Annotated in this window: 25 protein-coding genes; 12 read left to right on the top strand and 13 right to left on the bottom strand. The window is 64.1% G+C overall.

Annotation, left to right across the window (positions count from 1 at the left end; all coding sequences use genetic code 11):
• The first annotated feature begins 13 nt into the window (after nucleotides 1-13).
• Nucleotides 14-1,015 (top strand): MBL fold metallo-hydrolase, encoded by a 1,002-nt coding sequence (locus tag AB4Z51_RS05960; RefSeq protein ID WP_028153053.1) that lies wholly within the window; start codon nucleotides 14-16, stop codon nucleotides 1,013-1,015.
• 40 nt (nucleotides 1,016-1,055) lie between these two features.
• On the opposite strand, the gene AB4Z51_RS05955 is transcribed toward AB4Z51_RS05960, so the two are convergent.
• Nucleotides 1,056-1,586: a DedA family protein gene (locus tag AB4Z51_RS05955; RefSeq protein ID WP_063983507.1), complete on the bottom strand. Its 531-nt coding sequence runs from the start codon at nucleotides 1,584-1,586 to the stop codon at nucleotides 1,056-1,058.
• A 271-nt stretch (nucleotides 1,587-1,857) separates the two neighbouring features.
• Between AB4Z51_RS05955 and parE the strand changes: the two genes are divergently transcribed.
• The 3 genes from parE (at nucleotide 1,858) to AB4Z51_RS05940 (ending at nucleotide 6,215) form a co-directional block, all read left to right on the top strand.
• Entirely contained in the window at nucleotides 1,858-3,903 is a 2,046-nt protein-coding gene (parE, locus tag AB4Z51_RS05950) for a DNA topoisomerase IV subunit B (protein ID WP_071914292.1), read from the top strand.
• Nucleotides 3,904-4,329: 426 nt separating this feature from the next.
• A complete protein-coding gene (locus AB4Z51_RS05945) occupies nucleotides 4,330-5,112 on the top strand; it encodes an outer membrane protein (RefSeq protein ID WP_167767882.1) in 783 nt (260 codons plus the stop codon).
• Between the two features lie 278 nt (nucleotides 5,113-5,390).
• On the top strand, nucleotides 5,391-6,215 hold the full coding sequence (locus tag AB4Z51_RS05940) for an outer membrane protein (protein WP_441497160.1): 825 nt from the start codon (nucleotides 5,391-5,393) through the stop codon (nucleotides 6,213-6,215).
• Between the two features lie 89 nt (nucleotides 6,216-6,304).
• On the opposite strand, the gene AB4Z51_RS05935 is transcribed toward AB4Z51_RS05940, so the two are convergent.
• Nucleotides 6,305-6,955 (bottom strand): hypothetical protein, encoded by a 651-nt coding sequence (locus tag AB4Z51_RS05935; protein ID WP_135213518.1) that lies wholly within the window; start codon nucleotides 6,953-6,955, stop codon nucleotides 6,305-6,307.
• A gap of 139 nt (nucleotides 6,956-7,094) precedes the next feature.
• On the opposite strand from AB4Z51_RS05935, the gene AB4Z51_RS05930 reads away from it, so the two are divergent.
• Nucleotides 7,095-7,280, top strand: coding sequence for a hypothetical protein (locus AB4Z51_RS05930; RefSeq protein ID WP_007609848.1), 186 nt, complete (start codon nucleotides 7,095-7,097; stop codon nucleotides 7,278-7,280).
• Between the two features lie 21 nt (nucleotides 7,281-7,301).
• The gene (locus tag AB4Z51_RS05925; protein ID WP_135213517.1) at nucleotides 7,302-8,072 is read left to right on the top strand and encodes an SDR family NAD(P)-dependent oxidoreductase; all 771 of its coding nucleotides are present in this window, start codon (nucleotides 7,302-7,304) and stop codon (nucleotides 8,070-8,072) included.
• 367 nt (nucleotides 8,073-8,439) lie between these two features.
• Here AB4Z51_RS05925 and AB4Z51_RS05920 read toward each other — a convergent pair whose 3' ends face one another.
• Entirely contained in the window at nucleotides 8,440-9,207 is a 768-nt protein-coding gene (locus AB4Z51_RS05920; RefSeq protein WP_441497159.1) for an outer membrane protein, read from the bottom strand.
• Between the two features lie 179 nt (nucleotides 9,208-9,386).
• Nucleotides 9,387-10,646 (bottom strand): FAD-dependent oxidoreductase, encoded by a 1,260-nt coding sequence (locus AB4Z51_RS05915; RefSeq protein WP_135213515.1) that lies wholly within the window; start codon nucleotides 10,644-10,646, stop codon nucleotides 9,387-9,389.
• A 121-nt stretch (nucleotides 10,647-10,767) separates the two neighbouring features.
• On the opposite strand from AB4Z51_RS05915, the gene AB4Z51_RS05910 reads away from it, so the two are divergent.
• Nucleotides 10,768-11,052, top strand: coding sequence for a hypothetical protein (locus AB4Z51_RS05910; RefSeq protein WP_063983514.1), 285 nt, complete (start codon nucleotides 10,768-10,770; stop codon nucleotides 11,050-11,052).
• Nucleotides 11,053-11,096: 44 nt separating this feature from the next.
• On the opposite strand, the gene AB4Z51_RS05905 is transcribed toward AB4Z51_RS05910, so the two are convergent.
• Complete coding sequence (locus AB4Z51_RS05905) at nucleotides 11,097-12,617, bottom strand: caspase family protein (protein WP_441497158.1); 1,521 nt, start codon at nucleotides 12,615-12,617, stop codon at nucleotides 11,097-11,099.
• A 200-nt stretch (nucleotides 12,618-12,817) separates the two neighbouring features.
• Here AB4Z51_RS05905 and AB4Z51_RS05900 point away from each other — a divergent pair, with 200 nt between their 5' ends.
• The 4 genes from AB4Z51_RS05900 to fabA all read left to right on the top strand — a co-directional run bounded on the left by AB4Z51_RS05900 (nucleotide 12,818) and on the right by fabA (nucleotide 17,532).
• Complete coding sequence (locus tag AB4Z51_RS05900; RefSeq protein WP_135213513.1) at nucleotides 12,818-13,825, top strand: helix-turn-helix transcriptional regulator; 1,008 nt, start codon at nucleotides 12,818-12,820, stop codon at nucleotides 13,823-13,825.
• Nucleotides 13,826-14,125: 300 nt separating this feature from the next.
• Nucleotides 14,126-15,664, top strand: a complete 1,539-nt coding sequence (locus AB4Z51_RS05895) for a DEAD/DEAH box helicase (RefSeq protein WP_063983517.1) — start codon at nucleotides 14,126-14,128, stop codon at nucleotides 15,662-15,664.
• Nucleotides 15,665-15,829: 165 nt separating this feature from the next.
• Complete coding sequence (locus AB4Z51_RS05890; protein WP_039149102.1) at nucleotides 15,830-16,897, top strand: GGDEF domain-containing protein; 1,068 nt, start codon at nucleotides 15,830-15,832, stop codon at nucleotides 16,895-16,897.
• A gap of 104 nt (nucleotides 16,898-17,001) precedes the next feature.
• On the top strand, nucleotides 17,002-17,532 hold the full coding sequence (fabA, locus tag AB4Z51_RS05885) for a bifunctional 3-hydroxydecanoyl-ACP dehydratase/trans-2-decenoyl-ACP isomerase (protein ID WP_135213512.1): 531 nt from the start codon (nucleotides 17,002-17,004) through the stop codon (nucleotides 17,530-17,532).
• Nucleotides 17,533-17,632: 100 nt separating this feature from the next.
• On the opposite strand, the gene AB4Z51_RS05880 is transcribed toward fabA, so the two are convergent.
• From AB4Z51_RS05880 to AB4Z51_RS05845, 8 genes are all read right to left on the bottom strand, one after another.
• On the bottom strand, nucleotides 17,633-18,070 hold the full coding sequence (locus AB4Z51_RS05880) for a TfoX/Sxy family protein (RefSeq protein ID WP_135213511.1): 438 nt from the start codon (nucleotides 18,068-18,070) through the stop codon (nucleotides 17,633-17,635).
• Nucleotides 18,071-18,232: 162 nt separating this feature from the next.
• Entirely contained in the window at nucleotides 18,233-18,643 is a 411-nt protein-coding gene (locus tag AB4Z51_RS05875; RefSeq protein WP_071914312.1) for a HesB/IscA family protein, read from the bottom strand.
• 49 nt (nucleotides 18,644-18,692) lie between these two features.
• Nucleotides 18,693-19,064, bottom strand: coding sequence for an SUF system Fe-S cluster assembly protein (locus AB4Z51_RS05870; protein WP_014495549.1), 372 nt, complete (start codon nucleotides 19,062-19,064; stop codon nucleotides 18,693-18,695).
• Nucleotides 19,061-20,308, bottom strand: coding sequence for a cysteine desulfurase (locus AB4Z51_RS05865; RefSeq protein ID WP_135213510.1), 1,248 nt, complete (start codon nucleotides 20,306-20,308; stop codon nucleotides 19,061-19,063). Before AB4Z51_RS05865 ends, AB4Z51_RS05870 begins: the two co-directional genes overlap by 4 nt.
• Nucleotides 20,305-21,609, bottom strand: coding sequence for a Fe-S cluster assembly protein SufD (gene sufD / locus AB4Z51_RS05860; RefSeq protein ID WP_354075584.1), 1,305 nt, complete (start codon nucleotides 21,607-21,609; stop codon nucleotides 20,305-20,307). Before sufD ends, AB4Z51_RS05865 begins: the two co-directional genes overlap by 4 nt.
• Before the next feature lie 11 nt (nucleotides 21,610-21,620).
• Nucleotides 21,621-22,373, bottom strand: a complete 753-nt coding sequence (gene sufC, locus AB4Z51_RS05855; RefSeq protein WP_028161255.1) for a Fe-S cluster assembly ATPase SufC — start codon at nucleotides 22,371-22,373, stop codon at nucleotides 21,621-21,623.
• Between the two features lie 62 nt (nucleotides 22,374-22,435).
• Nucleotides 22,436-23,932 (bottom strand): Fe-S cluster assembly protein SufB, encoded by a 1,497-nt coding sequence (gene sufB / locus AB4Z51_RS05850; protein WP_135213508.1) that lies wholly within the window; start codon nucleotides 23,930-23,932, stop codon nucleotides 22,436-22,438.
• A 115-nt stretch (nucleotides 23,933-24,047) separates the two neighbouring features.
• Nucleotides 24,048-25,187, bottom strand: coding sequence for a cysteine desulfurase family protein (locus AB4Z51_RS05845; protein WP_135213507.1), 1,140 nt, complete (start codon nucleotides 25,185-25,187; stop codon nucleotides 24,048-24,050).
• A 345-nt stretch (nucleotides 25,188-25,532) separates the two neighbouring features.
• Between AB4Z51_RS05845 and AB4Z51_RS05840 the strand changes: the two genes are divergently transcribed.
• The gene (locus tag AB4Z51_RS05840; RefSeq protein ID WP_014495555.1) at nucleotides 25,533-26,180 is read left to right on the top strand and encodes an alpha/beta hydrolase; all 648 of its coding nucleotides are present in this window, start codon (nucleotides 25,533-25,535) and stop codon (nucleotides 26,178-26,180) included.
• Nucleotide 26,181 lies beyond the last annotated feature (1 nt).

The following is a 26,181-nucleotide window of genomic DNA, read 5'->3' as shown; positions in this document are numbered from 1 at the left end:
CCAGGACATCGCCATGACCGAGATCACCCGTCGCGCAACGCTAGCCGGCGCCGCCGCCTCGGCGCTCCTGCCCTTCGTGAAGACCTCGCCCGCGAGCGCCGCCGCGCCCCCGGCCGCAACCCAGAATGCGAGCTTCTACCGCTACAATGTCGGCACTCACCAGATCACCGTGGTCTGCGACGGCGTCGCGACCGTCAACCTGACGGACAATTACGCGGCCGGCGCCAGCAAGGACGACATCAACAAGATCTTCGCCGAGAACCATCTGCCGACCGACAAGGTCACCCACACCTTCAATCCGGTCGTCGTCAACACCGGGCCGAAGCTCGTCGTGATCGATACCGGTCTCGGGCCCGACCAGTTCACGCAGACCAAGGGCAAGGTCGGCCAGTTCCACAACAACCTTGCGGCGGCCAGCATCGACCGCGCGGCAGTCGACACCGTCATTATCTCGCACTTCCACGGTGACCACATCAACGGCCTGCTCGCGGCCGAGAACAAGCCGGCCTTCCCCAACGCCGAGATCATGGTTCCGGCAGTGGAATGGAAGTTCTGGATGGACGACGGCGAGATGAGCAAGGGGACCGGCAATCCGATCCTCGAAAGCAACTTCAAGAACATCCGCCGCGTGTTCGATGCGCTCGGCCGCAAGGTCACGCAATACGAGTCCGGCAAGGAAGTCGCGCCCGGCATCACTTCGGTGGCGAGCCCGGGCCACACGCCGGGACACAACTCCTTCATCGTCGCGTCCGGCGCGGAAAAGGTACTTGTGCAGGTCGACATCACCGCAGGCGCAGCGTTCCTGTTCGTGAAGCACCCCGAATGGAACATCGCCTCCGACGTCGACAAGCCGCTGGCGCAAGAGACGCGGCGCAAGCTCTACGACATGGCGATTGCCGAGAAGATGCCGATCCAGGCCTTCCATGCCGCCTTCCCAGGTCTCGTCCGCGTCGAGAAGGAGAAGGATGGTTCGGGCTATCGCTGGATTCCGTCGATCTGGAACGCCTCGCTTTAAGCTCTGCCGTATGCGCTGACCGGGCGGCCGAGCTGCCCGGTCAGATCACGCGCCAGATCCATTCCATGATCTTCGCGATCACGTCGCCGAACAGCAACAGCGCCGCGGACCAGACCAGCGCCGAGATGAAATTGGCGGCCTGAAAACTCCAATAGGGCATCTCGAAAATGCCAGCTGCGAGCGGCACCGAGGCGCGCAAGGGGCCGAAGAAGCGGCCGATGAAGATGCTGGGCACGCCCCAGCTCCGCACGAAGGCTTCGCCCCTGGGCAGCAGCTCCGGATAGCGCGAGAGCGGCCACATCTGCGCGACCTGCTCCTTGTAGCGATAGCCGAACCAGTAGGAGACCCAGTCGCCGAGCGCAGCACCGATGCCGCCGGCGATCCAGACCGGATAGAAGCTGATGCCGCTGGCCCCGATCAGCGCGCCGATCGCAACCAGCGCCCCCCAGGCCGGGATCAGCAGCGAGATGAAGGCCAGCGACTCCCCGAAGGCGAGCAGGAACACGATCGGGGCCGCCCAGGCCTGGTGAGCGCGCACGAAATCGGCCAGCGCGTGCGCGTACTGCTCCATTCCAGATTGCCTTCCCGCCCCGTCACGGTCCTGTCAGATAAAAGGACTGGTAAGCCAAGGACTTGTGTGACATCAAGTCACAAAGCCGGGCCTGAGCCGGGCCCAGGTGTCAAATTGCCGGGAATTGGTGGGGCCTGCGGCGTAAAATCGCCGGGATTGGCTCCCACCCACACCCGCCGAGCGGACCTGCGGTGACCTTTGCAGGCCAGCCGTGGCATAGTCGGCCCAACCGATTCGCCGCCATCGCGGCCATCAAAGTGCATCAAAATATATGTCCAAGCAGTTGAAGCCAAAAGCAAAAGACGATTTTTTCGGCGGCGATGAGCCGAAGTCGCGCGCGCCCGCCAAGGCGGCCTCGCGCGGGACCGGCGGCGAAGCCGACTACACTGCGGCCGATATCGAGGTGCTCGAAGGCCTGGAACCGGTGCGCCGCCGGCCCGGCATGTATATCGGCGGCACCGACGAGAAGGCGTTGCATCACCTCTTCGCCGAAGTCATCGACAACTCGATGGACGAGGCGCTGGCCGGGCACGCGACCTTCATCGGAGTCGAGCTCAGCGCCGACGGGTTCCTGACCGTCACCGACAACGGCCGCGGCATCCCGATCGATCCGCATCCGAAGTTCCCGAAGAAGTCGGCGCTCGAAGTCATCATGTGCACGCTGCATTCGGGTGGCAAATTCGACTCCAAGGTCTACGAGACTTCCGGCGGTCTGCACGGCGTCGGCATCTCCGTGGTGAACGCCCTCTCCTCGCTGCTCGAGGTCGAGGTCGCGCGCAGCCAGAAACTCTACCGGATGACGTTCGAGCGCGGGCACCCGAAGGGCAAGCTCGAGGATCTCGGCAAGATCAACAACCGCCGCGGCACCCGCGTGCGCTTCAAGCCCGACACCGACATCTTCGGCGCCAAGGCCGCGTTCAAGCCGCAGCGCCTGTTCAAGATGACGCGCTCGAAGGCCTATCTGTTCGGCGGCGTCGAGATCCGCTGGAATTGCGCACCAGAGCTCCTGAAGGGCGTCGAGGATGTGCCGGCGGAAGCGACCTTCCACTTCCCCGGCGGCCTCAAGGATTACCTCGCCGCTGCGATCCACGCCGACACCCTGGTGCATCCCGACATCTTCTCGGGCAAATCGGGCCGCAACGGCGCGCATGGCGCCTGCGAATGGGCTGTCGCCTGGACTGCGGATGCCGACGGCTTCCTGTCCTCCTACACCAACACGGTGCCGACGCCCGATGGCGGCACGCACGAATCCGGCCTGCGCAGCGCGCTGCTGCGCGGCCTGAAGGATCACGCCGAGCGCGTCGGCCAGGGCAAGCGCGCGTCATCCATTACGTCGGAAGACGTGATGGTGGGCGCGGCGGTGATGCTGTCGGTGTTCGTGCGCGAGCCTGAATTCCAGGGCCAGACCAAGGATCGTCTCGCCACCGCCGAAGCGCAGCGCATCGTCGAACAGGCGATGAAGGATCCGTTCGACCACTGGCTGTCGGGCAATCCGAACATGGCCAACCGGCTGCTCGACTTCGTGATCGACCGCGCTGAGGAGCGGCTGCGCCGTCGCCAGGAAAAGGAAACGGCACGCAAGACCGCCGGCAAGAAGCTGCGCCTGCCCGGCAAGCTCGCCGACTGCACCGATGCCGGCACCGAGGGCTCCGAGCTCTTCATCGTCGAGGGTGACTCGGCAGGCGGCAGCGCCAAGCAGGCCCGTGATCGCAAGACGCAAGCGGTGCTGCCGCTGCGCGGCAAGATCCTCAACGTCGCCTCGGCCGGCAAGGACAAGCTGACCGCGAACGCGCAGCTCTCCGACCTCGTGCAGGCGATCGGCTGCGGCCAGCTTTTGCAATATCGCGAAGAGGATCTGCGCTATCAGCGCATCATCATCATGACCGACGCCGACGTCGACGGCGCCCACATCGCCTCGCTCCTGATCACCTTCTTCTACCGGCAGATGCCGCGGCTGATCGACGAGGGCCACCTCTTCCTCGCGGTGCCGCCGCTCTACAAGCTGACCCATGGCTCGAAGTCCGTCTACGCACGCGACGACAAGCACAAGGAGACGCTGCTCAAGAGCGAGTTCAACGCCAACGCCAAGGTCGAGGTGAACCGCTTCAAAGGTCTCGGTGAGATGATGCCGGCGCAGCTCAAGGAAACCACCATGGATCCGCGCAAGCGGACGCTGCTCAAGGTGGTGCTGCTCGCCGACGACCGCGACACCACGGCGGATTCGGTGGAGCGCCTGATGGGCACCAAGGCCGAGGCGCGCTTCGCGTTCATCTCGGACAAGGCGGAGTTCGCGAGCGAGGAGCTGCTGGACGTCTGAGGCAGTCTTCCGCCGTCACACAAAAAGCCCCGGCCGACACCGGGGCTTTTTTGTTTGCGGCTGCTCGCGGAGGCGCCGACCAGACCGCCTCCGCTGCCCGACTCATCTTGGGGCGGAACGACTCGGTCAACGACTCACCGGCATCAAGGCTGAGGCAGGATTGCTACCATTTCGGACAGAGCCGGATTTGCTAACGAGAAGTTACCGGAATTCGATCTTCGGAAAATGACGCAACACATTGGAATCATATAGCTATTTCTGATTTCGGAGATCGCGCCCGAAATCGCTGCCAGGCGGCGTTTCCCGGCGACTGTGCCTGTCCGGCAACAGCATTTCGGCGGAAAGCAGCTATAGTCCGGGCATCAGATCAATCGGACTTCAGTGCGCTCGCGCCTGCCGGACAGACCAAAGCTTGGGGATTTTGAAATGAAGAAGATTTTGCTCGCACTCACCGCGGTTGCCGCGATGACCGGCTCGGCGTCGGCGGCCGATCTGGCTGCCCGTCCCTACGTGAAGGCCCCGCTTCCGGCGCCCGTCGCCAACTGGACCGGCTTCTACATCTTCGGCGGTGGTGGTGGTGGCCTCTCGAACTCCGATCAGTCCGTCCAGACCACGGTCGGCGCGGTTCCGCTGACGATCGGCCAGCGCCAGGGTGGCTCGGGCTGGTTCGGCACCGTCGGTCTCGGCTATGACTGGCAGGTCAGCAGCACCTGGGTCGCCGGCGTGTTCGCTGACGGTCAGTTCGGCAGCATCCGTGGCACGGTTCAGGATCCCTTCTTCGGCATCACCGGCTCGCAGAAGCTGGAAGACTCCTGGGCCGCTGGTGTGCGCCTCGGCTATCTGGTTGCTCCGAACGTTCTCTCCTACGTCAACGGCGGTTATTCCGGCGCTCACTTCGGCCAGACCAACTTCCTGACGCTGGCCGGCGTTCCCGCTGGTGCCCACCTCAACAGCTACAACCGCAATGGTTGGTTCGTTGGCGGCGGCGTCGAGAACAGCCTGAACATCTTCGGCATCTCTTCGCCCGGCTGGTTCATGAAGACCGAATATCGTTCGGCCTTCTACAACGCCAAGACCCAGGACGAACTGATCGACGGCACCAACCTCCCGACCGGCAACAGCATCCGCGCCAACAGCTGGAACCAGACGATCTCGACCTCGCTGGTCTACCGCTTCAACTGGACCGGTCCGGTCGTCGCGAAGTACTGATCTGATCTGAAATTCAGACGTCAAAGCCCCGGCATTGTCCGGGGCTTTTTCGTTGCGGCTTCTGTTTTGCGGAGTTCAAGGCTCGATACATCGAGAGCTCCGGTGCGCGGTGCCCCAGCGGGTCGTGCCAGTCCGGAGGCGTCGCCTCAAGCTCTGCGTTCCCAATTCATATGTACCTGACCGGCAACAGCTTTTTGGCTGGAACCGCCTATAGCTTGGTCATCCGATGACTCGAAGTTCAGCGCGCGCGCGGAACAGACCAAGGTTGGGATTTAATCATGAAGAAGTTTTTGCTCGCTCTGACGGCATTGGCGGCGATGACCGGTTCGGCCGCGGCGGCTGACCTTGGGGCCCGCCCCTATGTGAAGGCTCTGGCGCCCGCGCCCGTCCAAAGCTGGACCGGCTTCTACATCTTCGGCGGCGGCGGCGGCGGTCTGTGGTCCGCTGACAGCAACATCCAGAGCACTGGTGTTGCTGGAGGGTTCGGTGCCTTCGGACCGGCGGGCACCGCTATAACCCGCGATACGCGCCTGGGCGGCAGCGGCTGGTTTGGAACCGTCGGCGCCGGTTACGATTGGCAATTCAACGGCCGCTGGGTGGCCGGCGTCTTTGCTGACGGACAGTTCGGTGACATCAGTGGCTCGCTGACCGACCCCGCCTTCTGGCAAACGGAAGGCCGCCAAAAGCTTCGCACCAGCTACACGGCCGGCGCGCGGTTAGGCTATCTCGTTGCGCCCAATGTCCTGTCTTACGTCAACGCCGGTTACTCGGGTTCGGAATGGTCAGGCACGTCTCAGACGTTTCTGGGTGTGGGACCGGGCGCCAGTACCGCGACGCAGACGACCACTGGCTCCTTCCACCGCGATGGCTTTTTCGTTGGCGGTGGCGTCGAGAACAACCTCGACATTTTCGGAATTGCTGCGCCCGGCTGGTTCATGAAAACCGAATACCGTTCGGCGTACTATGACCGCATTTCCCGGCCCACGACGTTTGCTCCGGGCAATAATTTCGGCGCGCCGGCGGTGGGTCTGACGGGCACCGCAATTACCTTCAAGCCCTGGGTCCAGACCATCAGCACGTCGCTGGTCTACCTCTTCAACTGAAGCGCCCCAACTCCTGAGACAGGTCCTGATCCAGTCTAGTTAGACGTCAAAGCCCCGGCATCGTCCGGGGCTTTTTCGTTGCCGGATTGTCAGCGGCCGACGCTCGCCTTCAGAGGTCGGTACGCCTCTCCAAGCCGGTTCTCGATCCCCGCCCAGTCGGCCTCAGTGATCGCCTCGCCCCGCGCATCGCGAAACGCCATGGCCTCTCCCCGCGCGATGCCGAACTGCCTGATGCCGGAATCGTCCGCGCTCTTGCCGTAGGTCAGCGCCGCCACGCGTGCGATGGTGAGGCCATAGTCGCGCGGATCCACCGCCTCGCGCCGCGCCTGCCACCAGTCAAGCTCGAGACGGGCGGCCTCGTGCGCGTCGAACGACACTGGCGCGGCCGATGCAAAATCCCGGTAGTATCCAACGAGCGCTGGCAGGGCCGCATCGGCCTCCCGGCGTGATCGCGTCGGCTGGAACTTCCTGGCGGCCCCGGCGGCGCCGAGCGCGATCTGCAAGCTTCCTAGCGGTGAAAAGCCGAACTGCGTCCGGGTCGCTTCGTAGAGATGGTGGAACAGCGCGGCATAGCGCTTGTCGTAATAGTCGCGCCACATCGCTGTCTCGAGCCGCGCCATCCCGGCCGGATCGAACGCCCGCAGATCCGCACGACGCGGAATGACGGCATAGGCCGCCACCAGTGCGACCGCAGCCGCGATGCCAAGGGCGCTACCCAGGATCATCTTCCGCACGGACATGGATCCTCCCAGCGGCCCTGCATCCGCAGCCATTGTATCCAAACCGAAGCTACGGCTAGTCTGGCGGGAAGTTTTCGTGATCCGCGGCGATCGTTGATGCCGTGGGCCACGACAGAAGCAAACCAACGGGGAGGAATGCATGCGCAGATTTCTGCTGATCGCAGGCCTTTTTGCCCTCGCCGTCGGGCTGCTCTGGATCGGACAGGGAACGGGCACCGTCGCCTGGCCGCGGTCGAGCTTCATGGTCAACCAGTTGCAATGGGCCGGCTATGGCGCAGCCATGGCCGGCTTCGGACTGGTCCTGATCTGGCAGAGCAACCAATAGAAGAAACCAGGGAATACAAATATGACATCCAACCGGTTCGATCTCCGCGGCAAAGTCGCGATCGTCACAGGGGGCAATGGCGGCATCGGTCTTGGCCTCGCCCACGGACTCGCCGATGCCGGCGCCGATATCGCCGTGGTCGCACGTAACGAAACCAAGTCGGCTGTTGCCGTTGCCGATCTCAGAGAGCGCGGCGTGAAGGCGATTGCCGTCACCACCGACGTCACCGACAAGGCGGCGGTCGCGGCCATGATCGACCGCGTCGTCAAGGAGCTTGGCCGGATCGACATCCTCATCAACAATGCCGGCATGAGCATCCGCAAGCCGCCGCACGAGCTCGAGCTCGACGAGTGGAACAAGGTGATCGACACCAACCTCACCAGCGCTTTCGTGTGCTCGAAGCTGGCCTATCCGGCGCTGAAGGCGTCGGGCAACGGCAAGGTGATCAATATCGGCTCGATGATGTCGATCTTCGGCGCGAGCTTCGCCACCGCCTATGCGGCAAGCAAGGGCGGCATCGTGCAGTACACGCGCGCGTGCGCCAATGCGTGGGCGCCCGACAACATCCAGGTCAACGCCATCCTGCCGGGCTGGATCGACACCGACCTGACGCGCGGCGCGCGGCAGCAGGTCTCGGGACTGCATGAGCGCGTGCTGGCGCGCACGCCCGCGGGACGCTGGGGCGATATCGACGACTTCGCCGGCATCGCCGTGTTCCTCGCCTCGTCCGCCTCGAACTTCGTCACGGGCACTGCGATCCCCGTCGACGGTGGATTCTCCGTGATGGCGTAAGCTTGGCCGCGGCCGACGAAAAAGCCCCGGCAGATGCCGGGGCTTTGAAAGCTCTCACGTTCGGAGAGATCAGTACCTTGCGACGACGGCCGAGGGACCGAAGCGGTAGTTCACGCCGACGCGCACCGCATCAACGACATGGCTGAAACGATACGTCGCGGAGTCCGTGAGGGCAGAAATAGGCAAGTGCTATTTACCTACTGCACCCTTATGCACCGTCACGGTCAGTTTCCGGAGATGACCATCCGCTGCGCCGTCCCGCCTGTGGCGACAACGACGCGCGAATCGGCAGAAAAAAGCCCCGGACGGAGCCGGGGCTTTCAGTTGTTGGCAGTACTTTTTTAGCTTCGGTCGTTTGTTGACGTGCTCAGTAGCGCGCGATGACCGGTGCGTCGAACTTGTAGCTTGCGCGCACGACGGCCCACTGGATGTCGCGCGGCTTGGCATCGAAGGTGTAGTTACCCGAGGTGCCGCCGAGCTGATAGGTCTGGCTGCCGAAGGCCGCGTAATTGTACTCGAGGCCGACGATCCAGTTGCGGGTGATGCCGTATTCCCAGCCGGCGCCGACGGTCCAGCCGTTGGCCCAGTGGGTCTGACCGCCCGAGCCGGTCGAGGGCGCAACGGTGTCGCTGACGTTGAGACGGTTGTTCACGCCGGCATAGCCGCCCTTGATGTAGAACAAATTGTTCTGCACGGCGAAGCCGGCGCGGCCGACGACGGTCGCGAGCACGTTGGCGCGCCAGGTGAAGATGTCGTCAGCGGCGCCGAAGGCGGTGTTGACGACCGCACCCTTGTTGTCGAGGCCGGAGATCGTGCCTTCCATGCCGAACACGTAGTTGTTGGCCTGCCAGTTGTAGCCGATCTGGGCGCCGCCCATGATGCCAGCGCCACGCTGGCGATAGCCCTGGCCCGGAACGAGATCACCGAACGGCGCGCCGGTCCCGTTGTTGATGAACTGCTCGTTGGTCCATGCGCCACCGATGTGGCCGCCGACATAGAAACCGGTCCAGTTGAACAGCGGCTCCGCATAGGCGGGCGCCTTCGTGTAACGCGCACCGAGATCGGCGGCTGAAGCAGCGCCGGTCGAAACCAGAGCGGTCGTGCAGGCGAAGGCGGCAATCAATTTATTACGCATGGTACACCCCGTGTCCTTTGATGGGTGCACGGTCACACGCAGGTCTTACTCAAATTTGAATCAAGAAAGTTAAGACGCCGGATTGGCAAGCGGCGCGACGTGAATCCGTTTGCGCTGTTGCACGCACGCAACGCGCGGCGCGCGATTTAACGCCGCGTTATCCCTACCGACCTCCTGCACTACGATGCCGGCGCGGCCTTGGACTGCACATGCTCGGGCCGCACGCCGAGCGCAATCAGGCGCGCCGGAATACCCTGAAGCCATGGCAGCGCAGTGATCAGGCGCACGACCAGCGGCACCTTCAGCGGCCGATCGGCGCCCTGCAGGGCGCCGCTGATGATGTTGTTCTGCACGATCATCTGCATGCGCTGCGTCATCCTCACCGGGAATTCGCGGCGTCGGCGCACGGCATCGAGTTCATTCTCGGTTGGGCAGCCCTGCCGAAGCTTGTCGGCCAGCAAATTGGCGGTCGCAACTGCGTCCTGCACGGCGAGATTGACGCCGACGCCGCCGACCGGCGACATCGCGTGCGCGGCATCGCCGATGAGAAGCAGGCCCGGCCGCGTCCAGCGCGCCAGGCGGTTGATCGCGACGGTGAGCAGCTTGACGTCGTCAAAGCTCTTCACATCGGCAATGCCGGATCGAAGGATCGGCGCCATGCGCACGACGTCGTCGAGCAGCGCCTGCAATCCCCTCGCCTTCACTGCCTCGTATTGTCCCTTCGCGATGACATAGGCGCACTGCCAATAGTCGCCGCGGTCGAACGTGACCATCATCTTTCCGGGCTCGACGCGCGCGAACAGGTTCTCGGTCTCGTCCGCCTTGCGGCCGACGCGGAACCACAGCACGTCCATCGGCGCGCCGATCTCCTCGACGCGGAGCCCCGCACGCTCGCGCACCGTCGAATGCCGGCCATCGCAGGCAATGGTGAGATCGGCTTCGATGTCGATCGGCCCATCCGGCGTCATCGCGCGCACGCCGGCGATGGTCTCGCCGCGACGGATCAGATCGACGGCTTCCGTATTCATCATCACCTTGAGCGAGGCGAAGCGCTGGCCGGCCTCACGCAGGAAATTCAGGAAGTCCCATTGCGGCATGAAGGCAATGAACGGGTACTTGGTGCGGAGCCGGCGGAGATCGGCGATCCGCACGGGCGTGCCGCCAAACAGGCCGTCCATCATCTGCAGGCGCTGGTGCGGCAGCTTCAGGAACCCATCGATCAGGCCGAGCTCATCCATCACCTGGAGCGTCGAGGGATGCACGGTATCGCCGCGAAAGTCGCGGAAGAAATCCGCATGCTTCTCCAGCACCACGACGTCGATGCCGGCGCGTCCCAGGAGATAGCCGAGCATCATGCCGGCCGGCCCGCCGCCGACGATGCAACATCGGGCTCTCACGGAGTGACGCACGGTCTGCTCTGGGGTATCAGATTCCGTCATCAACTCCTCGCTTACAACTTTAGTACTCTGTGCGGTGCAACAAGCCGGAATTGGTTTGCCGCAATGCCGAATGGCCGGTAGCGTTGCTGATAATTTCGATTGATTTCAGGATGATCCCGCGTTGCGCACCATACTGATAGTGCTTGGCATCTGGCTGCTGATCAACGTGCTTTTCGTCGTGATCATGCTGCCGCCGCGCAAGCCGCGGAAGCCGGATCCTCAGGAGGCGGGAACGCTCGCGCCGGCACGGATCGACCAGAACGGCTATCCGTTCGAGGAACAGGAGAAGGTCCTGCTTCGCCATGTGGTCATCTCGATCGCCATGGGGACGTTCTTCTCGCTTGCGCCGCCCTTGATGGAAGCGATCGACGCCATCAAGCGCTACATCGGGAAGCGTCGCGGCTAGTTTCCCGCGCCAACTGCGCTCGCCGCCCAACAATGGCAGACCGCTCAGTTGTTGCTGCGGTTCGCGGCCCGAAAACTCTTGATTTCCGACACGCTGCCATCGCGGTAGGTCAGTTCCACCGAGACGAACTGCGTCGCCGGGGCAAGCTTCATGTAGAGCGGCATGCCGGCGCTGATCGCGCTGGGATCGCGCATGTCGCAGCCCGGCATCTTCAACACCTGGTTCGGAACGGCGGTGTCGATGCCGATGCGCACCTCGCGGATGGCGCACCGGTAGGACACGAGATGCGTGTAATAGACGAGCAGCCCGTTGAACTCGCGGAACGACAGCCAGCTCGTCGCGGTCATGTCGAGAATCTTGCGCTGGTCGCGGATCAGCGCGGCCTCGGGATCGAACTTGATCGGGAATGGCCCCTGCATGTCGCCGGACTGATCGACATAGCGGACCTCGATGGTGCCGGCCTGCGCATCCGGCGGCAATTCGATCGACGGGTTCGGCATCCGCTTGCGCGTGCGCGGATCGAGCGTGTCGATGAAGCCGGTCTCGCGGAAATCGCCATTGCCGGCCATGCGCCAGGAAATACCGAGCGTCGGGTCGGCGAAGGAGAACACCACGCTCCAGCCGCCATTGTGGCGCGAGAAGCTGGCGATCGGCGCGTTGGTGGTTTCTTCCTTCGGCACGCGCGGTACCGACACCGGCGGGAGAGCCGCGAGCTTCTGCGGCGGCGGATCGGCCGGGCGCGCAGCGGCCGTCGCGTCCTTGGCAACGCCGCTGAGGAAGACGTCGTCGACCATCTGGTCGAAATAGACCGGCACCTGCCTGTGCTTGACGGTGTCGGCCATCTCGCTGACGAGACGGCGGGTGCGCTGCGCCACCTGCACCAGGTTCTCGCCGGGCTGGAGCAGCTCCTTGGCGAAGGTGCGCGTGAACACCGAATTGGGATTGGCGTCGTCGTTGGAGAGACGATCGAGTGCGGTCTGGCGGGGACCTGCGGAGAACACCGAGAACACGCCTTCGGGCAGCTGCACCATCGGCGCGAGGCCGCCGCCGCCGGCGACCGCGCGGGTGCCTTTGCGCTCGAACGGGTTGTTGCGGCAGGCGTCGAACACCAGAATCGACGTGCGCGCCTTCTTGTTCTGAAGGCGCTCGACGATGCGGTCGGCCAGGATGGAAGCGTCGCGCACCAGCTCTTCCTGCCCTTCGGTCGCCGCCGGTACGTCAGTCGGCAACAGGTAGTTCTGGCCCGCGATCTCGAAGCCGTGGCCGGCGTAGAAGAAGAATGCGGTGTCGCCGGGCTCGATCGTCCTGTCGAACGCGAGCAGCGTCTCGGAGAATTGCTGCCGGCTCTGGTTCTCGGCGACCATCACCGAGAAACCGAGCTGCTTCAGTGTATCGCCCATGGTGCGGGCGTCGTTGACCGCCTTGAGGAGCTTGGGGACGTTCCTGTAGTCGTTGTTGCCGACGACGAGCGCAACGCGCTTCTCGGCTTGTGCGGGCAGCGCGAAGCCGCTCAGGCTCACCGCAAGGCCAAGGGCCGCCAGAATTCTGAAAAGCCGACGCGTCATCGTAAAATTCCCGTTGCAGAACGGCGCTCCGCCGGCCCCCTCGAACAGCGATTCATTGGAACCCTCTGCCGTTGATGATAGTCGGTCCAGCCATATCGACGGTTCAACGCGCAGAGCCCACGGGTTCCGTCATCTGGACTATGGCAGATTCCTCCGGAATCTGCTTTTTCTAGGAAGCTGCGCTGCAAGCGGGGGCTGCCGTGTATCGATGGTGTACTAACGAGGTCGAGCCGCATGACCGGTTCGACTATTGGCGCGAGGTCCGGTCCAAGGGCCTGTTCGGCGTCACCGCCGAACTCGAGCGCGAGCGCCGCGCGGACTTCTACGGCGAATTCTCGCTGCGCCAGCTCGGCGGCGGTGGGCTCGTCGAGCTGAAGGCGTCGCACTACACGGTCGAGCGCAGCAACTCCGACATCGCCTACGCGCCCGGCGACAGCATCTGCGTCTACCAGCAGCTCGGCAGCGGCGGCTGGTTCGGCGGCATGCGCACCGGCGACTTTGCGATCGCCAACGGCAGCTTCGCCACCAGCCATACCGACCAGCCCTATCGCACCGCGCCGCTCGGCGCAGGCGGCTTCCACCTGCGCATCCTGAAGATCCCCGTGAGCAGCCTCTCCACGCAGGACAGGCGCATGCGCGAGCTTGCGCCCCGGACGTTCAACGATCCCGGCCTGGCGCCCCTGCTCGGCGCCTGCTTCGCCGACCTCGATGAGGCCGCCGCAGGCGATAACGGCGCCACTGATGCGACCTCAGTCGCCCAGACCTCCTTGGATCAGGCCTTGGATCAAGCCTCGCTCGTCCAGGCCTTGGCCCATCTGGCGCTGATCGAGCGCGGCATCGTGCGGCCCGGCAGCCGCCGTGGGCAGGCCGCGCTGCGGACCGCCCGGCTCTCACAGGCGCGTCGCCTGATCGCGCGCTATCTGCAAGACCCCGATCTGGCGCCGACGATGGTGGCTGACCAGCTCGGTGTGTCCGTGCGTCACCTGCACATGCTGTTCGAAGCCGCGGCGAAGAGCTTTTCGCAGACCGTGACGGACGAACGCCTGAAACAGAGCCGCCGCCTGATGCGCGAGGCGCCGGACCGGCTGATCGCTGATATCGCGACCTCCTGCGGCTTCGAGAGCCTGGCGACCTATTACCGGGTCTTCAACGCCGCCTACGGAATGGCCCCCGGCGATTTCCGGGCCCGGGGCCCGGAGGGGCGTTAGCCGTCCCTCCGGCAGCTATCGCCCGGTTGACGGTGGAGGCGGAAAAGCCCAGTCGGGCCCGCTATTTGAGCAAAAACCTCAGGTTTTTTAGGGTCTTCCCGCGCCCGCTCCATTGACTTTGGCCGATTCCCGCCTATGTTCCAGGGCGACGCGGCTCAGATCGAAGACCGATTCTTGAGCCTTGCGCTTTGTTCGCGTGAGTCAGCACCCCCAGCTTCTTTGAGAGCGCGCCGTTTCGGGGTGGAACGCGACAGCCTTAATTACTCTCGATTCCGAACGGCGGTTTCGACCAGAGGCTCAATGTCCTTTTCAAATCTCGGACTGTCTGAAAAAGTCCTCGCCGCAGTGGCGGCCACCGGTTACACCACCCCCACCCCCATTCAGGAACAGGCGATCCCCCACGTCCTCGCACGCAAGGATGTGCTCGGCATCGCCCAGACCGGCACCGGCAAGACCGCGGCCTTCGTGCTGCCGATGCTCACCATCCTCGAAAAGGGTCGCGCCCGCGCGCGCATGCCGCGCACGCTGATCCTGGAGCCGACCCGCGAGCTCGCGGCGCAGGTGAAGGAAAACTTCGACCGCTACGGCGCCGGCCAGAAGCTCAACGTCGCCCTGCTGATCGGCGGCGTATCCTTCGGCGACCAGGATGCCAAGCTGACGCGCGGCGTCGACGTGCTGATCGCCACCCCCGGCCGCCTGCTCGACCACACCGAGCGCGGCGGCCTGCTGCTCACCGGCGTCGAGCTGCTCGTCATCGACGAAGCCGACCGCATGCTGGACATGGGCTTCATTCCCGACATCGAGCGCGTCTGCAAGCTCGTCCCGTTCACGCGGCAGACCCTGTTCTTCACCGCGACCATGCCGCCGGAAATCCGGCGCATCACCGAGACCTTCCTGCATAATCCGCAGAAGGTCGAGGTCTCCAAGCCCGCCACCACCGCCGTGACCGTCACGCAGTGTCAGGTCCCGGCCGGGCGCGAGGCGCATGAGAAGCGTGAATTGCTGCGACGCCTGCTGCGCGAGGCCAAGGATCTCCAGAACGCGATCATCTTCTGCAATCGCAAGCGCGAGGTCGCCGTCGTTCACAAATCACTGCAAAAGCATGGTTTCAGCGTCGGCGCCCTGCATGGCGACATGGACCAGTCGGCCCGCACGGCGGCGCTCGAACAGTTCCGCAAGGGCGAACTGCCGCTGCTGGTCGCCTCCGATGTTGCCGCCCGCGGCCTCGACATCCCTGAGGTCAGCCACGTCTTCAATTTCGACGTCCCCCACCACCCCGACGACTATGTTCACCGCGTCGGCCGCACCGGCCGCGCCGGCCGGTCCGGTATGGCGATCTCGCTCGTGACGCCGCTCGACCAGAAGTCGATGGTGGCGATCGAGAAGCTGATCGGCCAGAGCATTCCGCGCGCCGAGGGCGATTTCGAAGTGCCCGCGGACGCAGGCGAGCAGAGCGCACGTTCGCGCGAACCGCGCGGGCGCGACCGTGAACGTTCCCGCGGCGGACGCGGCAAGCCGCAGCGTGGCCGCGATCGTGAGCGCAGCCACGAGCCCCGCGAACCGCGCGGCGAGGCGAGGCCTTCCGCAGAGACACAGCCCGCTCCTGAAGCGAGACCTGCACGTGAGCCGAGGCCCGCACGGGAGGCGAGGCCTCCGCGTGAAGCGAAGCAATCATCGGAGCCGCGCGGTGGATCGCGCCAGCAAGCCAATCCATCGCATGTGCCGTCGATCGGCCGCCCCGAGCCGCGCCGCCAGCGCGAGGCCGATACCGAGCCCGGCGATCACTCGCACCTTCCGGCGTTTCTGCTCCGGCCAGTGCGTTCTCCCGCCGGCGCCTGACGCGCCGGCGCGACTCAGGTTCGGTTGAGCAGAGCCGCTTCACACTTATTCTGATGCATTCGCGAACGTCTGTTTACAGAGCGTTCACGATCGTCCGTTAGCCTGCGAACATAATTTAAGTATTGCTGCGGTCGATGGCGCACCGACCGCTGTGGGGTATGTTCAGTGGTCAAGGTGCTCGACGAACACGAACGCACGATGGCGTTCGCCGAAGTGGCTCTCGGTCAGATCCGCTCGCTTCGACAGACTGCAATTCCCCGCAATTACGAGATCTGGTACGTCTACGCCACCGGCTATAACGCGCCGCTCAACAAGATCATCAACGAGACGCTGGCGCGCCACGGCAAGCTGACCGAAGGCGATCTCGAGCAGATCTACGAGACCTATCTTTCCCACATCAAGACCACCGACCGCATCGACAAGGTCGGCGCACGCGTCATCGGCGAGATCGACGACGTGATGACGGTGCTGAGCGAAGCGCTCGGGATGACCGGCTCCTACGATGCCAGCCTGTCGGGCGCGACCGAGCAACTGTCGTCGGCCAAGAACCGCGACCAGATCAAGTCGATCGTCGAGACGCTGCTGCGTTCGACCAGCGAGATGCGCGAGACCAACAAGGCGCTGGAAGACCGGCTGACCCTGTCCAAGAACGAGATCAGCAATCTCCAGCAGAGCCTGGAGGCGATCCGCGCCGAGAGCCTGACCGATCCGCTTACGGGATTGGGCAATCGCAAATATTTCGATCGCATGATCGGCATGGCCGTGCAGAGCGCGCTCGCCTCGGGCGAGCCACTGTCGCTGCTGCTGTTCGACATCGATCATTTCAAATCGTTCAACGATTCCTACGGCCATCTCACCGGCGACCAGGTGTTGCGGCTGGTCGGCCTGTCCATGAAGCAGACCATCAAGGGACAGGACATCACCGCGCGCTATGGCGGCGAGGAATTCGCGGTCCTGCTGCCCAACACGGCGCTGCGCCAGGCCCTCACCGTTGCAGATCACATCCGCCGCGCCGTGATGGCGAAGGAATTGAAGAAGAAATCGACCGGCGAGATCCTCGGCCGCGTCACCATCTCCGTCGGCGTCTCCATGCTCAAGCAGGGCGACGATCCCGACGCACTGATCGAGCGTGCCGATGCCTGCCTCTATGCCGCCAAGCGCAACGGGCGCAACCGCGTGATCTGCGAGGCCGATCCGGAGTTCGCGATCGAGTCGCACAGCCGGGTGGCCTGACGCCGAAGCAGCGCGCCGAAGAAACGGCCGGCGCTTGACATTCCAACCCGCCGAACGACATCTTCCCCGCCGCCCGACTACGAGCGTCGAGAGGACTTGTCGTCTTGCCCAATCCCCATGACTTTCACACACCGCAGCCGTCGTACACCAGGGATGAACTGCTGAGATCGAGCGACGGCGGCTATTTCGGCCCGGGCAACGCGCAATTGCCGGCCCCGCCGATGCTCATGATGGATCGCATCACCGAGATCAGCCTGGACGGCGGCGAGTTCGGCAAGGGCCACATAGTCGGCGAGCTCGACATTGTGCCCGGCCACTGGTTCTTCGATTCCCACTATCGCGGTGACGCGATGATGCCGGGAAGTCTCTGCCTGGATGCGATGTGGCAGATGATCGGCTACTGGCTCGGCTGGTCGGGTTCACCGGGCAAGGGCCGCGCCATCGGCGTCGGCGAGGTCGACGTCACGGGATCCATCACACCCGACACGGGCTGCGTGCGCTACGAGGTCGCCATGCGTATGGTCCGGCGCGGCAAGCTGGTGCTCGGAATTGCCGGCGGTCGTGTGCTTGCCGATGGAGTCTGCGTCTTCATGGCCAAGGACATGAGGGTCGGACTGACCAAGGCGGTGGACTGAGGTCTCGTAGGGTGGGCAAAGGCGCGCAGGCGCCGTGCCCACCATCTCTCCAGCACCTTTATCCTGAACGGTGGGCACGCTTCCGCCTTCGCTCTACGAGCTACGGCGGACGAGTCGCTTTGCCCACCCTACGAACCGCTTTCTTGGCTGCTCGCTTCTTCACAGTCTTCTTCGCCGGCGTTTTCTTCGCCACCGCCTTCTTCCCCTTCGGCCGCTTCTTCACCTTGGCGCGCTGGGCGGTGGCGAGCGCTGCCCTCGCCCATTGCGCAAGCTCCTCGGAATCGTCGAACAGGCGCGCCGGCAATTCCCAATAGGAATTCACCAGCACGGTTTTGGCGCGGGTCGAATACTGGAACGGCTTCGAGCCTTCCGCTTCAAAGTCCGGGATGGTGACCTCGTCGGCGCGGAAGAACAGGCCCGCGCGCAAGGCGAGCGCGAAGTTGATGCCGTCGGCGGAGATGCCGTAGCCGGAGAACATTTTTCGGATGGTGACGGGGCCGAAATCGGCGAACAGGTCGATCAGGAATTCGCGGTCCATGGCCAAGCTGTCTCCCCACGGTCGTCCCCGCGAACGCGGGGACCCATAACCACAGGGAGGAGTTTAGCGAAGACTACCAGCCAGGAAAGCTTGGTACTGATACCTAGCGTCATCGCCAGATCACGCGGTATGGGTCCCCGCGTTCGCGGGGACGACAGCGACTTACCCGTCGATCTTCGCGGGCCGCAGCTCGACCGACTCGCCGCAGCCGCAGGCGGAGACCTGGTTGGGGTTGTTGAAGACGAACTGGGCCTGCATCTTGTCGGCCTTGTAGTCCATCTCGGTGCCGAGCAGGAACAGCACGGCCTTGGGATCGACCAGGATCTTGACGCCCTTGTCCTCGACGACCTCGTCGGTCGGGCGGACATCATGGGCGTATTCGACCGTGTAGGACTGGCCGGCACAGCCGCCGTTCTTCACGCCGACGCGCAGGCCCACGATCTCGGAATCGGCGCGGCTCGTCAGCTCGCTGATGCGCTGGGCGGCGGCATCGGTCAGCCGCATCACCTGCGGACGCGGGCGCCGCGGTTTCGGAGTGGATGCTGGTGTTGGGCCGGACGATATCTGTGTCATGTCAGTGATGTGGTCCGTTGCTGAGCGAATTCAATGCCAGAGTTACGCGTCACCACATGTTGAGCACGAGGCGGGCCTCGTCGCTCATGCGTTCCGGCGACCACGGCGGCTCCCAGACGACCTTGACGTCGACCACGCCGACGCCGGGGACGCTGGCGACCGCGTTCTCGACCATGGTCGGGAGCTCGCCGGCAGCCGGGCAGTTCGGCGTCGTCAGCGTCATCTGGACGTCAACCGAGCGGTCGTCCTTGATCTCGACCTTGTAGATCAGGCCGAGTTCGTAGATGTCAGCCGGGATCTCCGGATCGAACACGGTCTTGAGGCCCGCGATGATCTCGGTGGTGAGACGCTCGGTCTCCTCAGGCGGCAGCGCCGACTGGGTCTCCATCGGATTGGCTTTGACTTCGGCCGTGTCACTCATGCGAACAAATCCCGCGCCTTCAACAGCGCCTGTGCCAGATGATCGACTTCTTCCCGCGTATTATACATGCCGAACGACGCCCGGCAGGTGGCAGTCACGTTGAACCGCTCTAAAAGCGGCATCACGCAATGGGTGCCGGCGCGCACGGCGATGCCCTGGCGGTCGATCACGGTGGCGACGTCGTGGGCGTGGGCGCCCTTGAGCTCGAAGGAGATCACCGGGCCCTTGCCCCGGGCGGTGCCGATCAGCCGCAGCGAATTGATCTCGCGCAGCCGGTCCTGGGCGTAGGTGGTGAGATCGTGCTCGTGGGCGGCGATGCGCTCCTTGCCGATCGAACTGACGTAGTCGATGGCCGCGCCAAGGCCCACGGCCTCGACGATCGCGGGCGTGCCGGCCTCGAACTTGTGCGGGGGATCGCCATAGGTGACGATGTCGCGCGAGACCTCGCGGATCATCTCGCCGCCGCCGTTATAGGGACGCATCGCGACGAGGTGGTCGTACTTGGCCCAGAGGATGCCGATGCCGGTCGGCCCGTAGACCTTGTGGCCGGTAAAGACATAGAAATCGCAGCCGAGATCCTGGACGTCGACAGGCAGATGCACTGCACCCTGGCTGCCGTCGACGAGCACGGGAATGCCGCGGGCGTGGGCGATTTTCACGACGTCCTTGATCGGCACAATGGTGCCGAGCGCGTTCGACATCTGCGTGATCGCGACCAGCTTGGTCTTCGACGTCAGCAGCTTCTCGAACTCGTCGATGAGGAAGTTACCCTCGTCGTCGACCGGCGCCCACTTGATCACGGCGCCATGGCGTTCCCTGAGGAAATGCCACGGCACGATGTTGGAGTGGTGCTCCATGATCGAGATGACGATCTCGTCGCCCTCTTTGATGTTCGGTTCGCCCCAGGACGACGCGACGAGGTTGATCGCCTCCGTCGCGTTGCGGGTGAAGATGACCTCTTCGGTCCGCGGCGCGTTGATGAACTGCGCAACCTTGCTGCGACCGCCCTCATAGGCCTCGGTGGCGGCATTGGCGAGGTAATGCAGGCCGCGATGCACGTTGGCGTATTCGGACGTATAGGCCTGCGTCATGCGGTCGAGCACGGCGCTCGGCTTCTGCGCCGAGGCGGCGTTGTCGAGATAGACCAGCGGCTTGCCGTAGACCTGCATGGCGAGCGCCGGAAAATCCTGGCGCACGCGTGCGACGTCGTAGGCACCGTTCTTGACTGCGGGATGCGTGCTCATTGGCGCCGCTCCAGCCAGCGCTCGGCGATACCGATCACGTGCTCGCGCAAACCGTCATCGGCGATCTGCTCGATCGCCTCACCCACGAAAGCCTGGATCAGCAGCGCCTGGGCCTGCTTCTCCGGGAGGCCGCGCGCCTTCAGGTAGAACAGCAGGCTGTCGTCGAGCGCGCCGGCAGTGGCGCCGTGGCCGCAGGAGACGTCATCGGCGAAGATCTCGAGCTCCGGCTTGTTGTCGGCCTCGGCTTCGTCCGAAAGCAGCAGCGCGCGGGTCATCATCTTGCCGTCGGTCTTCTGCGCGTCGGGACGGACGATGATGCGGCCCTGGAACACCGAATGGGCGCGATCGTCGATCACCGCGCGGAAGACCTCGCGGCTGACGCAGTTCGGCACGGCATGATCGACCACCAGCGTGGTGTCGCCGTGCTCGGTCTTCTGGAGCAGGTTCACGCCGTTGACGGAGAGGTCGCTGCCCTCGCCCGCCATCGTGATGAAGCCCTGGAGGCGGCTGACGGCAGCGCCAGTCGTCATGTTGAAGAAATTGAGCTTCGTGTTCGCGCCGACCGTGACGAACTGCGAAGTCACATTCACTGCGTCGGGTGCATCGTCCAACAGGCGGATATGCGCGACGTCGGCATTGTCGCCGACCGAGAGGATGACGGCGTCGTTGACCTGGTAGGCCTTGGCACCGGCCGCAACAAAGCTCTCGATGATGGTGGCGCGAGCGCCGTTCCCGACCGCGATCTGTGAACGGCTGAAAGCCGACGCGGACGAAGCGGTCGCGATGTGGATGATCTGGATCGGCGCGGACAGCTGCGCACCGTCGGCGATCGACAACACGACGCCGTCGGTTGCCAGCGCCGCATTCAGCGCGATCACGGCATCGGTGGCCGCGGTCTTCAGGAGACCTGCGTCCTTCTCCAGCGCTTCCCGCAGCATCTTGAGGCCCGCCTCAGAGGCAAGCGCCTTGACGTCGGAGAGATCGGCCGCGAACACGCCGTCGACCAGCACCAGCTTGCGGGCGCCTTCGATCGCATGCGCCTTGACGGCATCCGCGGCACGCTTCAGCGCGGCCGCATCGGGGCTGGCTGCAAGCGGCAGCACCTCGCCGACCAGTGCACGCAGGTCGGTGTATTTCCATTCCTCGATCCGGCGATGCGGCAGGCCGAGACGCTCATAGGTCTCGAACGCCTCGCGGCGTACCGCGATCACAGAAGGCGAACCCGGCAGGCGGCCTTCGGCGCTGGCGAAGAGATCGCTCACCGCACGGCCGTTTCCGGTCTTTGCCACAGCAACGTTCATCCTAAAATTCCTTACGCGGCATCCTCGAACTGGGCGTAGCCGGACGCTTCCAGCTCCAGCGCCAAGTCCTTGCCGCCGCTCTTCACGACACGGCCCTTCGACATCACGTGCACGACGTCGGGCACGATGTAGTTCAGCAGCCGCTGATAATGGGTGATGACGACCATCGCGCGCTTGGGCGAGCGCAGCGCGTTGACGCCGTCGGCCGCAATGCGCAGCGCGTCGATGTCGAGGCCGGAATCCATCTCGTCGAGGATGCACAGGCTCGGCTCGAACAGCGCCATCTGCAGCACCTCGTTGCGCTTCTTCTCACCGCCGGAGAAGCCGACATTGACGCCGCGCTTGAGCATGTCCTGCGGGATGTTCAGCGACTTCGAGACCTCGCGGACCTTCCTCAGGAAGTCCGGGGTCGAATATTCGCTTTCGCCGCGCGCCTTGCGCTGCGCGTTCAGTGCGGTGCGCAGGAAGGTCATGGTGGCGACGCCGGGAATCTCGACCGGATACTGGAACGCCAGGAACACGCCCTTCGCGGCGCGCTCGTTGGGATCCATCTCCAGCAGGTCCTCGCCCTTGAACAGGATCTGGCCGTCGGTAACCTCGTAGCCGGGCTTGCCGGCGATGACGTGGGAGAGCGTCGATTTGCCGGAGCCGTTCGGCCCCATGATCGCGTGAACCTCGCCCTCGTTCACGGTCAGCGTCAGCCCGTGGAGGATCTCACGCTCTTCGACACGAACCTTCAAATCCTTCACTTCAAGCAAAGCCATCTTGGTGTCCAGTCTATTCAAATGATGCATGGAGCGCCGTAGCGCACCGCGAGGGTCGGCGATTAGCCGACCGACCCTTCAAGCGAGATCGAGATCAGCTTCTGCGCTTCCACCGCGAATTCCATCGGCAGCTGCTGAAGCACGTCCTTGACGAAACCGTTGACGACGAGGCCGACGGCTTCTTCCTGGGTGAGGCCGCGCTGGATGCAATAGAACAGCACGTCCTCGGAGATCTTCGAGGTCGTCGCCTCGTGCTCGAACGTCGCCGAGGAGTTTTTGGCCTCGATATACGGCACGGTGTGCGCGCCGCATTTGTCACCGATCAACAGGGAATCGCACGCCGTGAAGTTGCGCGCGCCGGTCGCTTTCCGGTGCGCGGTGACGAGCCCGCGATAGGTGTTCTGCGACTTGCCGGCGGCGATGCCCTTCGAGATGATCCGGCTCGACGTGTTCTTGCCGAGGTGGATCATCTTGGTGCCCGAATCGACCTGCTGGAAACCGTTCGAGATCGCGATCGAGTAGAACTCACCGCTGGAATTGTCGCCACGCAGGATGCAGCTCGGGTACTTCCAGGTGATGGCGGAGCCGGTCTCGACCTGGGTCCAGGAAATCTTGGACCGGTCGCCACGGCAGTCGCCACGCTTGGTGACGAAATTGTAGATGCCGCCCTTGCCTTCCGAATTGCCGGGATACCAGTTCTGCACCGTCGAGTATTTGATCTCGGCATCATCGTGCGCAACGAGCTCGACCACGGCGGCGTGCAGCTGGTTCTCATCGCGCTGCGGCGCGGTGCAGCCTTCGAGATAGCTGACGTAAGAACCCTTGTCGGCGATGATCAGCGTGCGCTCGAACTGGCCGGTGTTGCGCTCGTTGATGCGGAAATAGGTCGACAGCTCCATCGGGCAGCGCACGCCCGGCGGCACGTAGACGAACGAGCCGTCGGAGAACACCGCCGAGTTCAGCGTCGCGTAGAAATTGTCCGAGGTCGGAACCACCGAGCCCAGATATTTCTGCACCAGCTCGGGATGCTCGCGGATCGCCTCCGAGATCGGCATGAAGATCACGCCGGCCTTCTTCAGCTCGGCCTTGAACGTGGTCGCAACCGAGACCGAATCGAAGACCGCGTCGACCGCGATCTTGCGCCGGGCCGGATCTTCCTCGCCGGGCTTCGGCTCGACGCCTTCGAGCATCGCGACTTCCCGCAGGGGAATGCCGAGCTTCTCGTAGGTCTTCAGAATCTCCGGATCGATCTCGTCGAGCGAGGTGACCGTCTTCTTCGGCTTCGGCGCCGCGTAGTAATAGAGGTCCTGGAAGTCGATCTTGGGATAGTCGACGCGCGCCCAGGTAGGCTCGGTCATGGTCAGCCAGCGCCGATAGGCCTCGAGCCGCCACTGGAGCATCCAGGCGGGTTCGTTCTTCTTCTCGGAGATGAACTTGACGGTCTCTTCCGACAGTCCCTTGGGGGCCTTGTCGGACTCGATCAGGGTCTCAAACCCATAACGATACTGATCGACGTCGATGCGCTTCACGCGCTCGACCGTCTCTTGCACGGCTGGCATTCTATCCTCCGCTCGCGGTTTCAAGGACCGCGGTGGATCACAAACTTGGACGAGTATTACGATGTTTTTCGGCAGAAAGCACGCGCTTAGAACCGTTCAAGCCGTGTTTCGTCGCTTAGGCTCTAAGTAGGGTATTACCAAGCTTTCGCCAAGCCTCTAACGTCCTGTTGATGTCATCTGGTTCCGTGGACCAGCCCAGACTGAGACGCACCGCTCCCTGGGCAAGGGTGGCATCATACCCCATCGCCGACAGCACGTGAGACGGCTGCACCTTGCCTGATGAACAGGCCGAGCCCGAGGACACAGCCACGCCTTCGAGATCGAAGCCGATCACGGCGGTTTCGGCCTTCAGGCCGGGGGCAGTGAAAAGGGTGGTATTTGGCAACCGCTTGATGTCATCCGCGAAGACCATCGCCCCGGCAATCCCGCGGATACCATTTTCCAAGGAATCTCTGAGGGTTGCCATCCGCTCCGCATCCTCCGGCAGAGCCTGAAGGGCCGCTCTCACCGCCGCCCCGAAGCCGGCGATGCCGGCGACATTCTCGGTTCCCGCGCGCCGGCTCAGCTCCTGCCCGCCGCCCCGCAGCACGGGTTCCAGTCCGGCGATCCCCTCCGCCAGGACCAGCGCGCCGACGCCCTTGGGGCCGCCGATCTTGTGCGCGGAAAAGGTCGCAAGGTCTGCGTCCACAGTCTTGATATCGAACGGGATTTTCCCCAGCGCCTGGATCGCATCGACGTGCAGGAGCCCCCCCGCCTCGTGGACGATACCAGCAGCCTCTGCGATCGGCTGAATTGCGCCGGTCTCGTTGTTCGCAGCCATGATGGAGACCAGCGCCGGTGGGCCGTCACCGAGCAAAGCCTGCAGACGGTCGAGGTCGATCACGCCGGCGCGTGTGACCGGGATCTGGCTGACCTTCTCCGGTGGGAATCGGCCGCCCGACAGCACCGAGGCATGCTCGACGGCCGAGACCAACAGGCGCTCGACGGGGCCGCCGGACGCCCCCCGCAGACCGGGCGACAGCGCCAACGCATTGGCCTCGGTTCCGGCTGAGGTGAAGACGACGTTCCTCGGCAATGCACCGACGGCTGCCGCGAGCGTGGCGCGGGCTTCCTCGACCAGCCGGCGAGCCTCGCGACCCTCGGCATGAACCGAGGACGGATTGCCGATCAGCTCCCAGGCTGCAAGCATCGCGGTCCGCACTTCGGCGCGGAGCGGCGAGGTCGCATTCCAGTCGAGATAGACACGACTCTGCATGAGGTATTATGTTACTCCATGGATCAAGCTGGTGTGCCCGTCCTGGAGCCCGACATGGGCCCCCGTGGAGCGCTTGGCAACTCGATTCCGAATCCCCACCGTTCAATGACGCCGCCATGACGCGCTAACATCTTGAGCCCATTGCGGGATGTTCAAGATGCTTGCTTTTTGACCCTCGCCTCATGTTAGAACGCCCGCGTCAGTTCACCGCGCGCCGCTCGCGCACCATCCGAGGGCGCCGCTCCACTCTTCCATTCGCGGTTTGATCGGCACAGCAGTCGATGAAGTCCGCACAATCGGTTGATTGCTGAAGAGCGTCTTCAAGGGATCAATCAAGAGATCATCATGCCTGAAGTCATTTTCACCGGCCCTGCTGGCCGTCTCGAAGGCCGCTATCACCCGGCCAAGCAGAAGAACGCGCCGATCGCGATGATCCTGCATCCGCATCCGCAGTTTCACGGCACGATGAACCATCAGATCGTGTACCAGTGCTACTACGCCTTCGCGCATCGCGGCTTCTCGGTGCTGCGCTTCAACTTCCGCGGCGTCGGCCGCAGCCAGGGCTCGTTCGACCACGGCACCGGCGAACTGTCGGATGCTGCCGCAGCCCTCGACTGGGCGCAGACCATCAATCCCGAAGCACGCGCATGCTGGGTCGCGGGCTTCTCGTTCGGTGCCTGGATCGGCATGCAGCTGTTGATGCGCCGTCCCGAGGTTGAGGGTTTCATCTCGATCGCGCCGCCCGCCAACCTCTACGACTTCTCGTTCCTGGCGCCCTGCCCCTCGTCGGGGCTGATCGTGCATGGCGAGAAGGATGCGGTGGTGCCGCCCAAGGACGTCAACACGCTGGTCGAGAAGCTGAAGACGCAGAAGGGCATCGTGATCGACCAACAGGTCATCCCCGGCGCCAACCACTTCTTCGACGCCAAGCTCGAGCCGCTGATGGAAACCATCACGGCCTATCTCGACATGCGCCTCGCCAACGTGCGCTAAG

The sequence above is a fragment of the Bradyrhizobium sp. 2TAF36 genome (assembly GCF_052114925.1).
Lineage (GTDB): Bacteria > Pseudomonadota > Alphaproteobacteria > Rhizobiales > Xanthobacteraceae > Bradyrhizobium > Bradyrhizobium barranii.
The sequence above is the reverse complement of the archived record's forward strand: the minus strand, read 5'-3'. Positions and strand labels throughout refer to the sequence as shown.

Excerpts from the sequence above, each read along its gene's own strand:
- AB4Z51_RS05960 (WP_028153053.1), top strand. The coding sequence starts at position 14 with ATGACCGAGATCACCCGTCGCGCAACGCTAGCCGGCGCCGCCGCCTCG.
- AB4Z51_RS05955 (WP_063983507.1), bottom strand. The coding sequence starts at position 1,586 with ATGGAGCAGTACGCGCACGCGCTGGCCGATTTCGTGCGCGCTCACCAG.
- parE (WP_071914292.1), top strand. The coding sequence starts at position 1,858 with ATGTCCAAGCAGTTGAAGCCAAAAGCAAAAGACGATTTTTTCGGCGGC.
- AB4Z51_RS05945 (WP_167767882.1), top strand. The coding sequence starts at position 4,330 with ATGAAGAAGATTTTGCTCGCACTCACCGCGGTTGCCGCGATGACCGGC.
- AB4Z51_RS05940 (WP_441497160.1), top strand. The coding sequence starts at position 5,391 with ATGAAGAAGTTTTTGCTCGCTCTGACGGCATTGGCGGCGATGACCGGT.
- AB4Z51_RS05935 (WP_135213518.1), bottom strand. The coding sequence starts at position 6,955 with ATGTCCGTGCGGAAGATGATCCTGGGTAGCGCCCTTGGCATCGCGGCT.
- AB4Z51_RS05930 (WP_007609848.1), top strand. The coding sequence starts at position 7,095 with ATGCGCAGATTTCTGCTGATCGCAGGCCTTTTTGCCCTCGCCGTCGGG.
- AB4Z51_RS05925 (WP_135213517.1), top strand. The coding sequence starts at position 7,302 with ATGACATCCAACCGGTTCGATCTCCGCGGCAAAGTCGCGATCGTCACA.
- AB4Z51_RS05920 (WP_441497159.1), bottom strand. The coding sequence starts at position 9,207 with ATGCGTAATAAATTGATTGCCGCCTTCGCCTGCACGACCGCTCTGGTT.
- AB4Z51_RS05915 (WP_135213515.1), bottom strand. The coding sequence starts at position 10,646 with ATGACGGAATCTGATACCCCAGAGCAGACCGTGCGTCACTCCGTGAGA.
- AB4Z51_RS05905 (WP_441497158.1), bottom strand. The coding sequence starts at position 12,617 with ATGACGCGTCGGCTTTTCAGAATTCTGGCGGCCCTTGGCCTTGCGGTG.
- AB4Z51_RS05895 (WP_063983517.1), top strand. The coding sequence starts at position 14,126 with ATGTCCTTTTCAAATCTCGGACTGTCTGAAAAAGTCCTCGCCGCAGTG.
- AB4Z51_RS05880 (WP_135213511.1), bottom strand. The coding sequence starts at position 18,070 with ATGGACCGCGAATTCCTGATCGACCTGTTCGCCGATTTCGGCCCCGTC.
- AB4Z51_RS05875 (WP_071914312.1), bottom strand. The coding sequence starts at position 18,643 with ATGACACAGATATCGTCCGGCCCAACACCAGCATCCACTCCGAAACCG.
- AB4Z51_RS05870 (WP_014495549.1), bottom strand. The coding sequence starts at position 19,064 with ATGAGTGACACGGCCGAAGTCAAAGCCAATCCGATGGAGACCCAGTCG.
- AB4Z51_RS05865 (WP_135213510.1), bottom strand. The coding sequence starts at position 20,308 with ATGAGCACGCATCCCGCAGTCAAGAACGGTGCCTACGACGTCGCACGC.
- sufD (WP_354075584.1), bottom strand. The coding sequence starts at position 21,609 with ATGAACGTTGCTGTGGCAAAGACCGGAAACGGCCGTGCGGTGAGCGAT.
- sufC (WP_028161255.1), bottom strand. The coding sequence starts at position 22,373 with ATGGCTTTGCTTGAAGTGAAGGATTTGAAGGTTCGTGTCGAAGAGCGT.
- sufB (WP_135213508.1), bottom strand. The coding sequence starts at position 23,932 with ATGCCAGCCGTGCAAGAGACGGTCGAGCGCGTGAAGCGCATCGACGTC.
- AB4Z51_RS05845 (WP_135213507.1), bottom strand. The coding sequence starts at position 25,187 with ATGCAGAGTCGTGTCTATCTCGACTGGAATGCGACCTCGCCGCTCCGC.
- AB4Z51_RS05840 (WP_014495555.1), top strand. The coding sequence starts at position 25,533 with ATGCCTGAAGTCATTTTCACCGGCCCTGCTGGCCGTCTCGAAGGCCGC.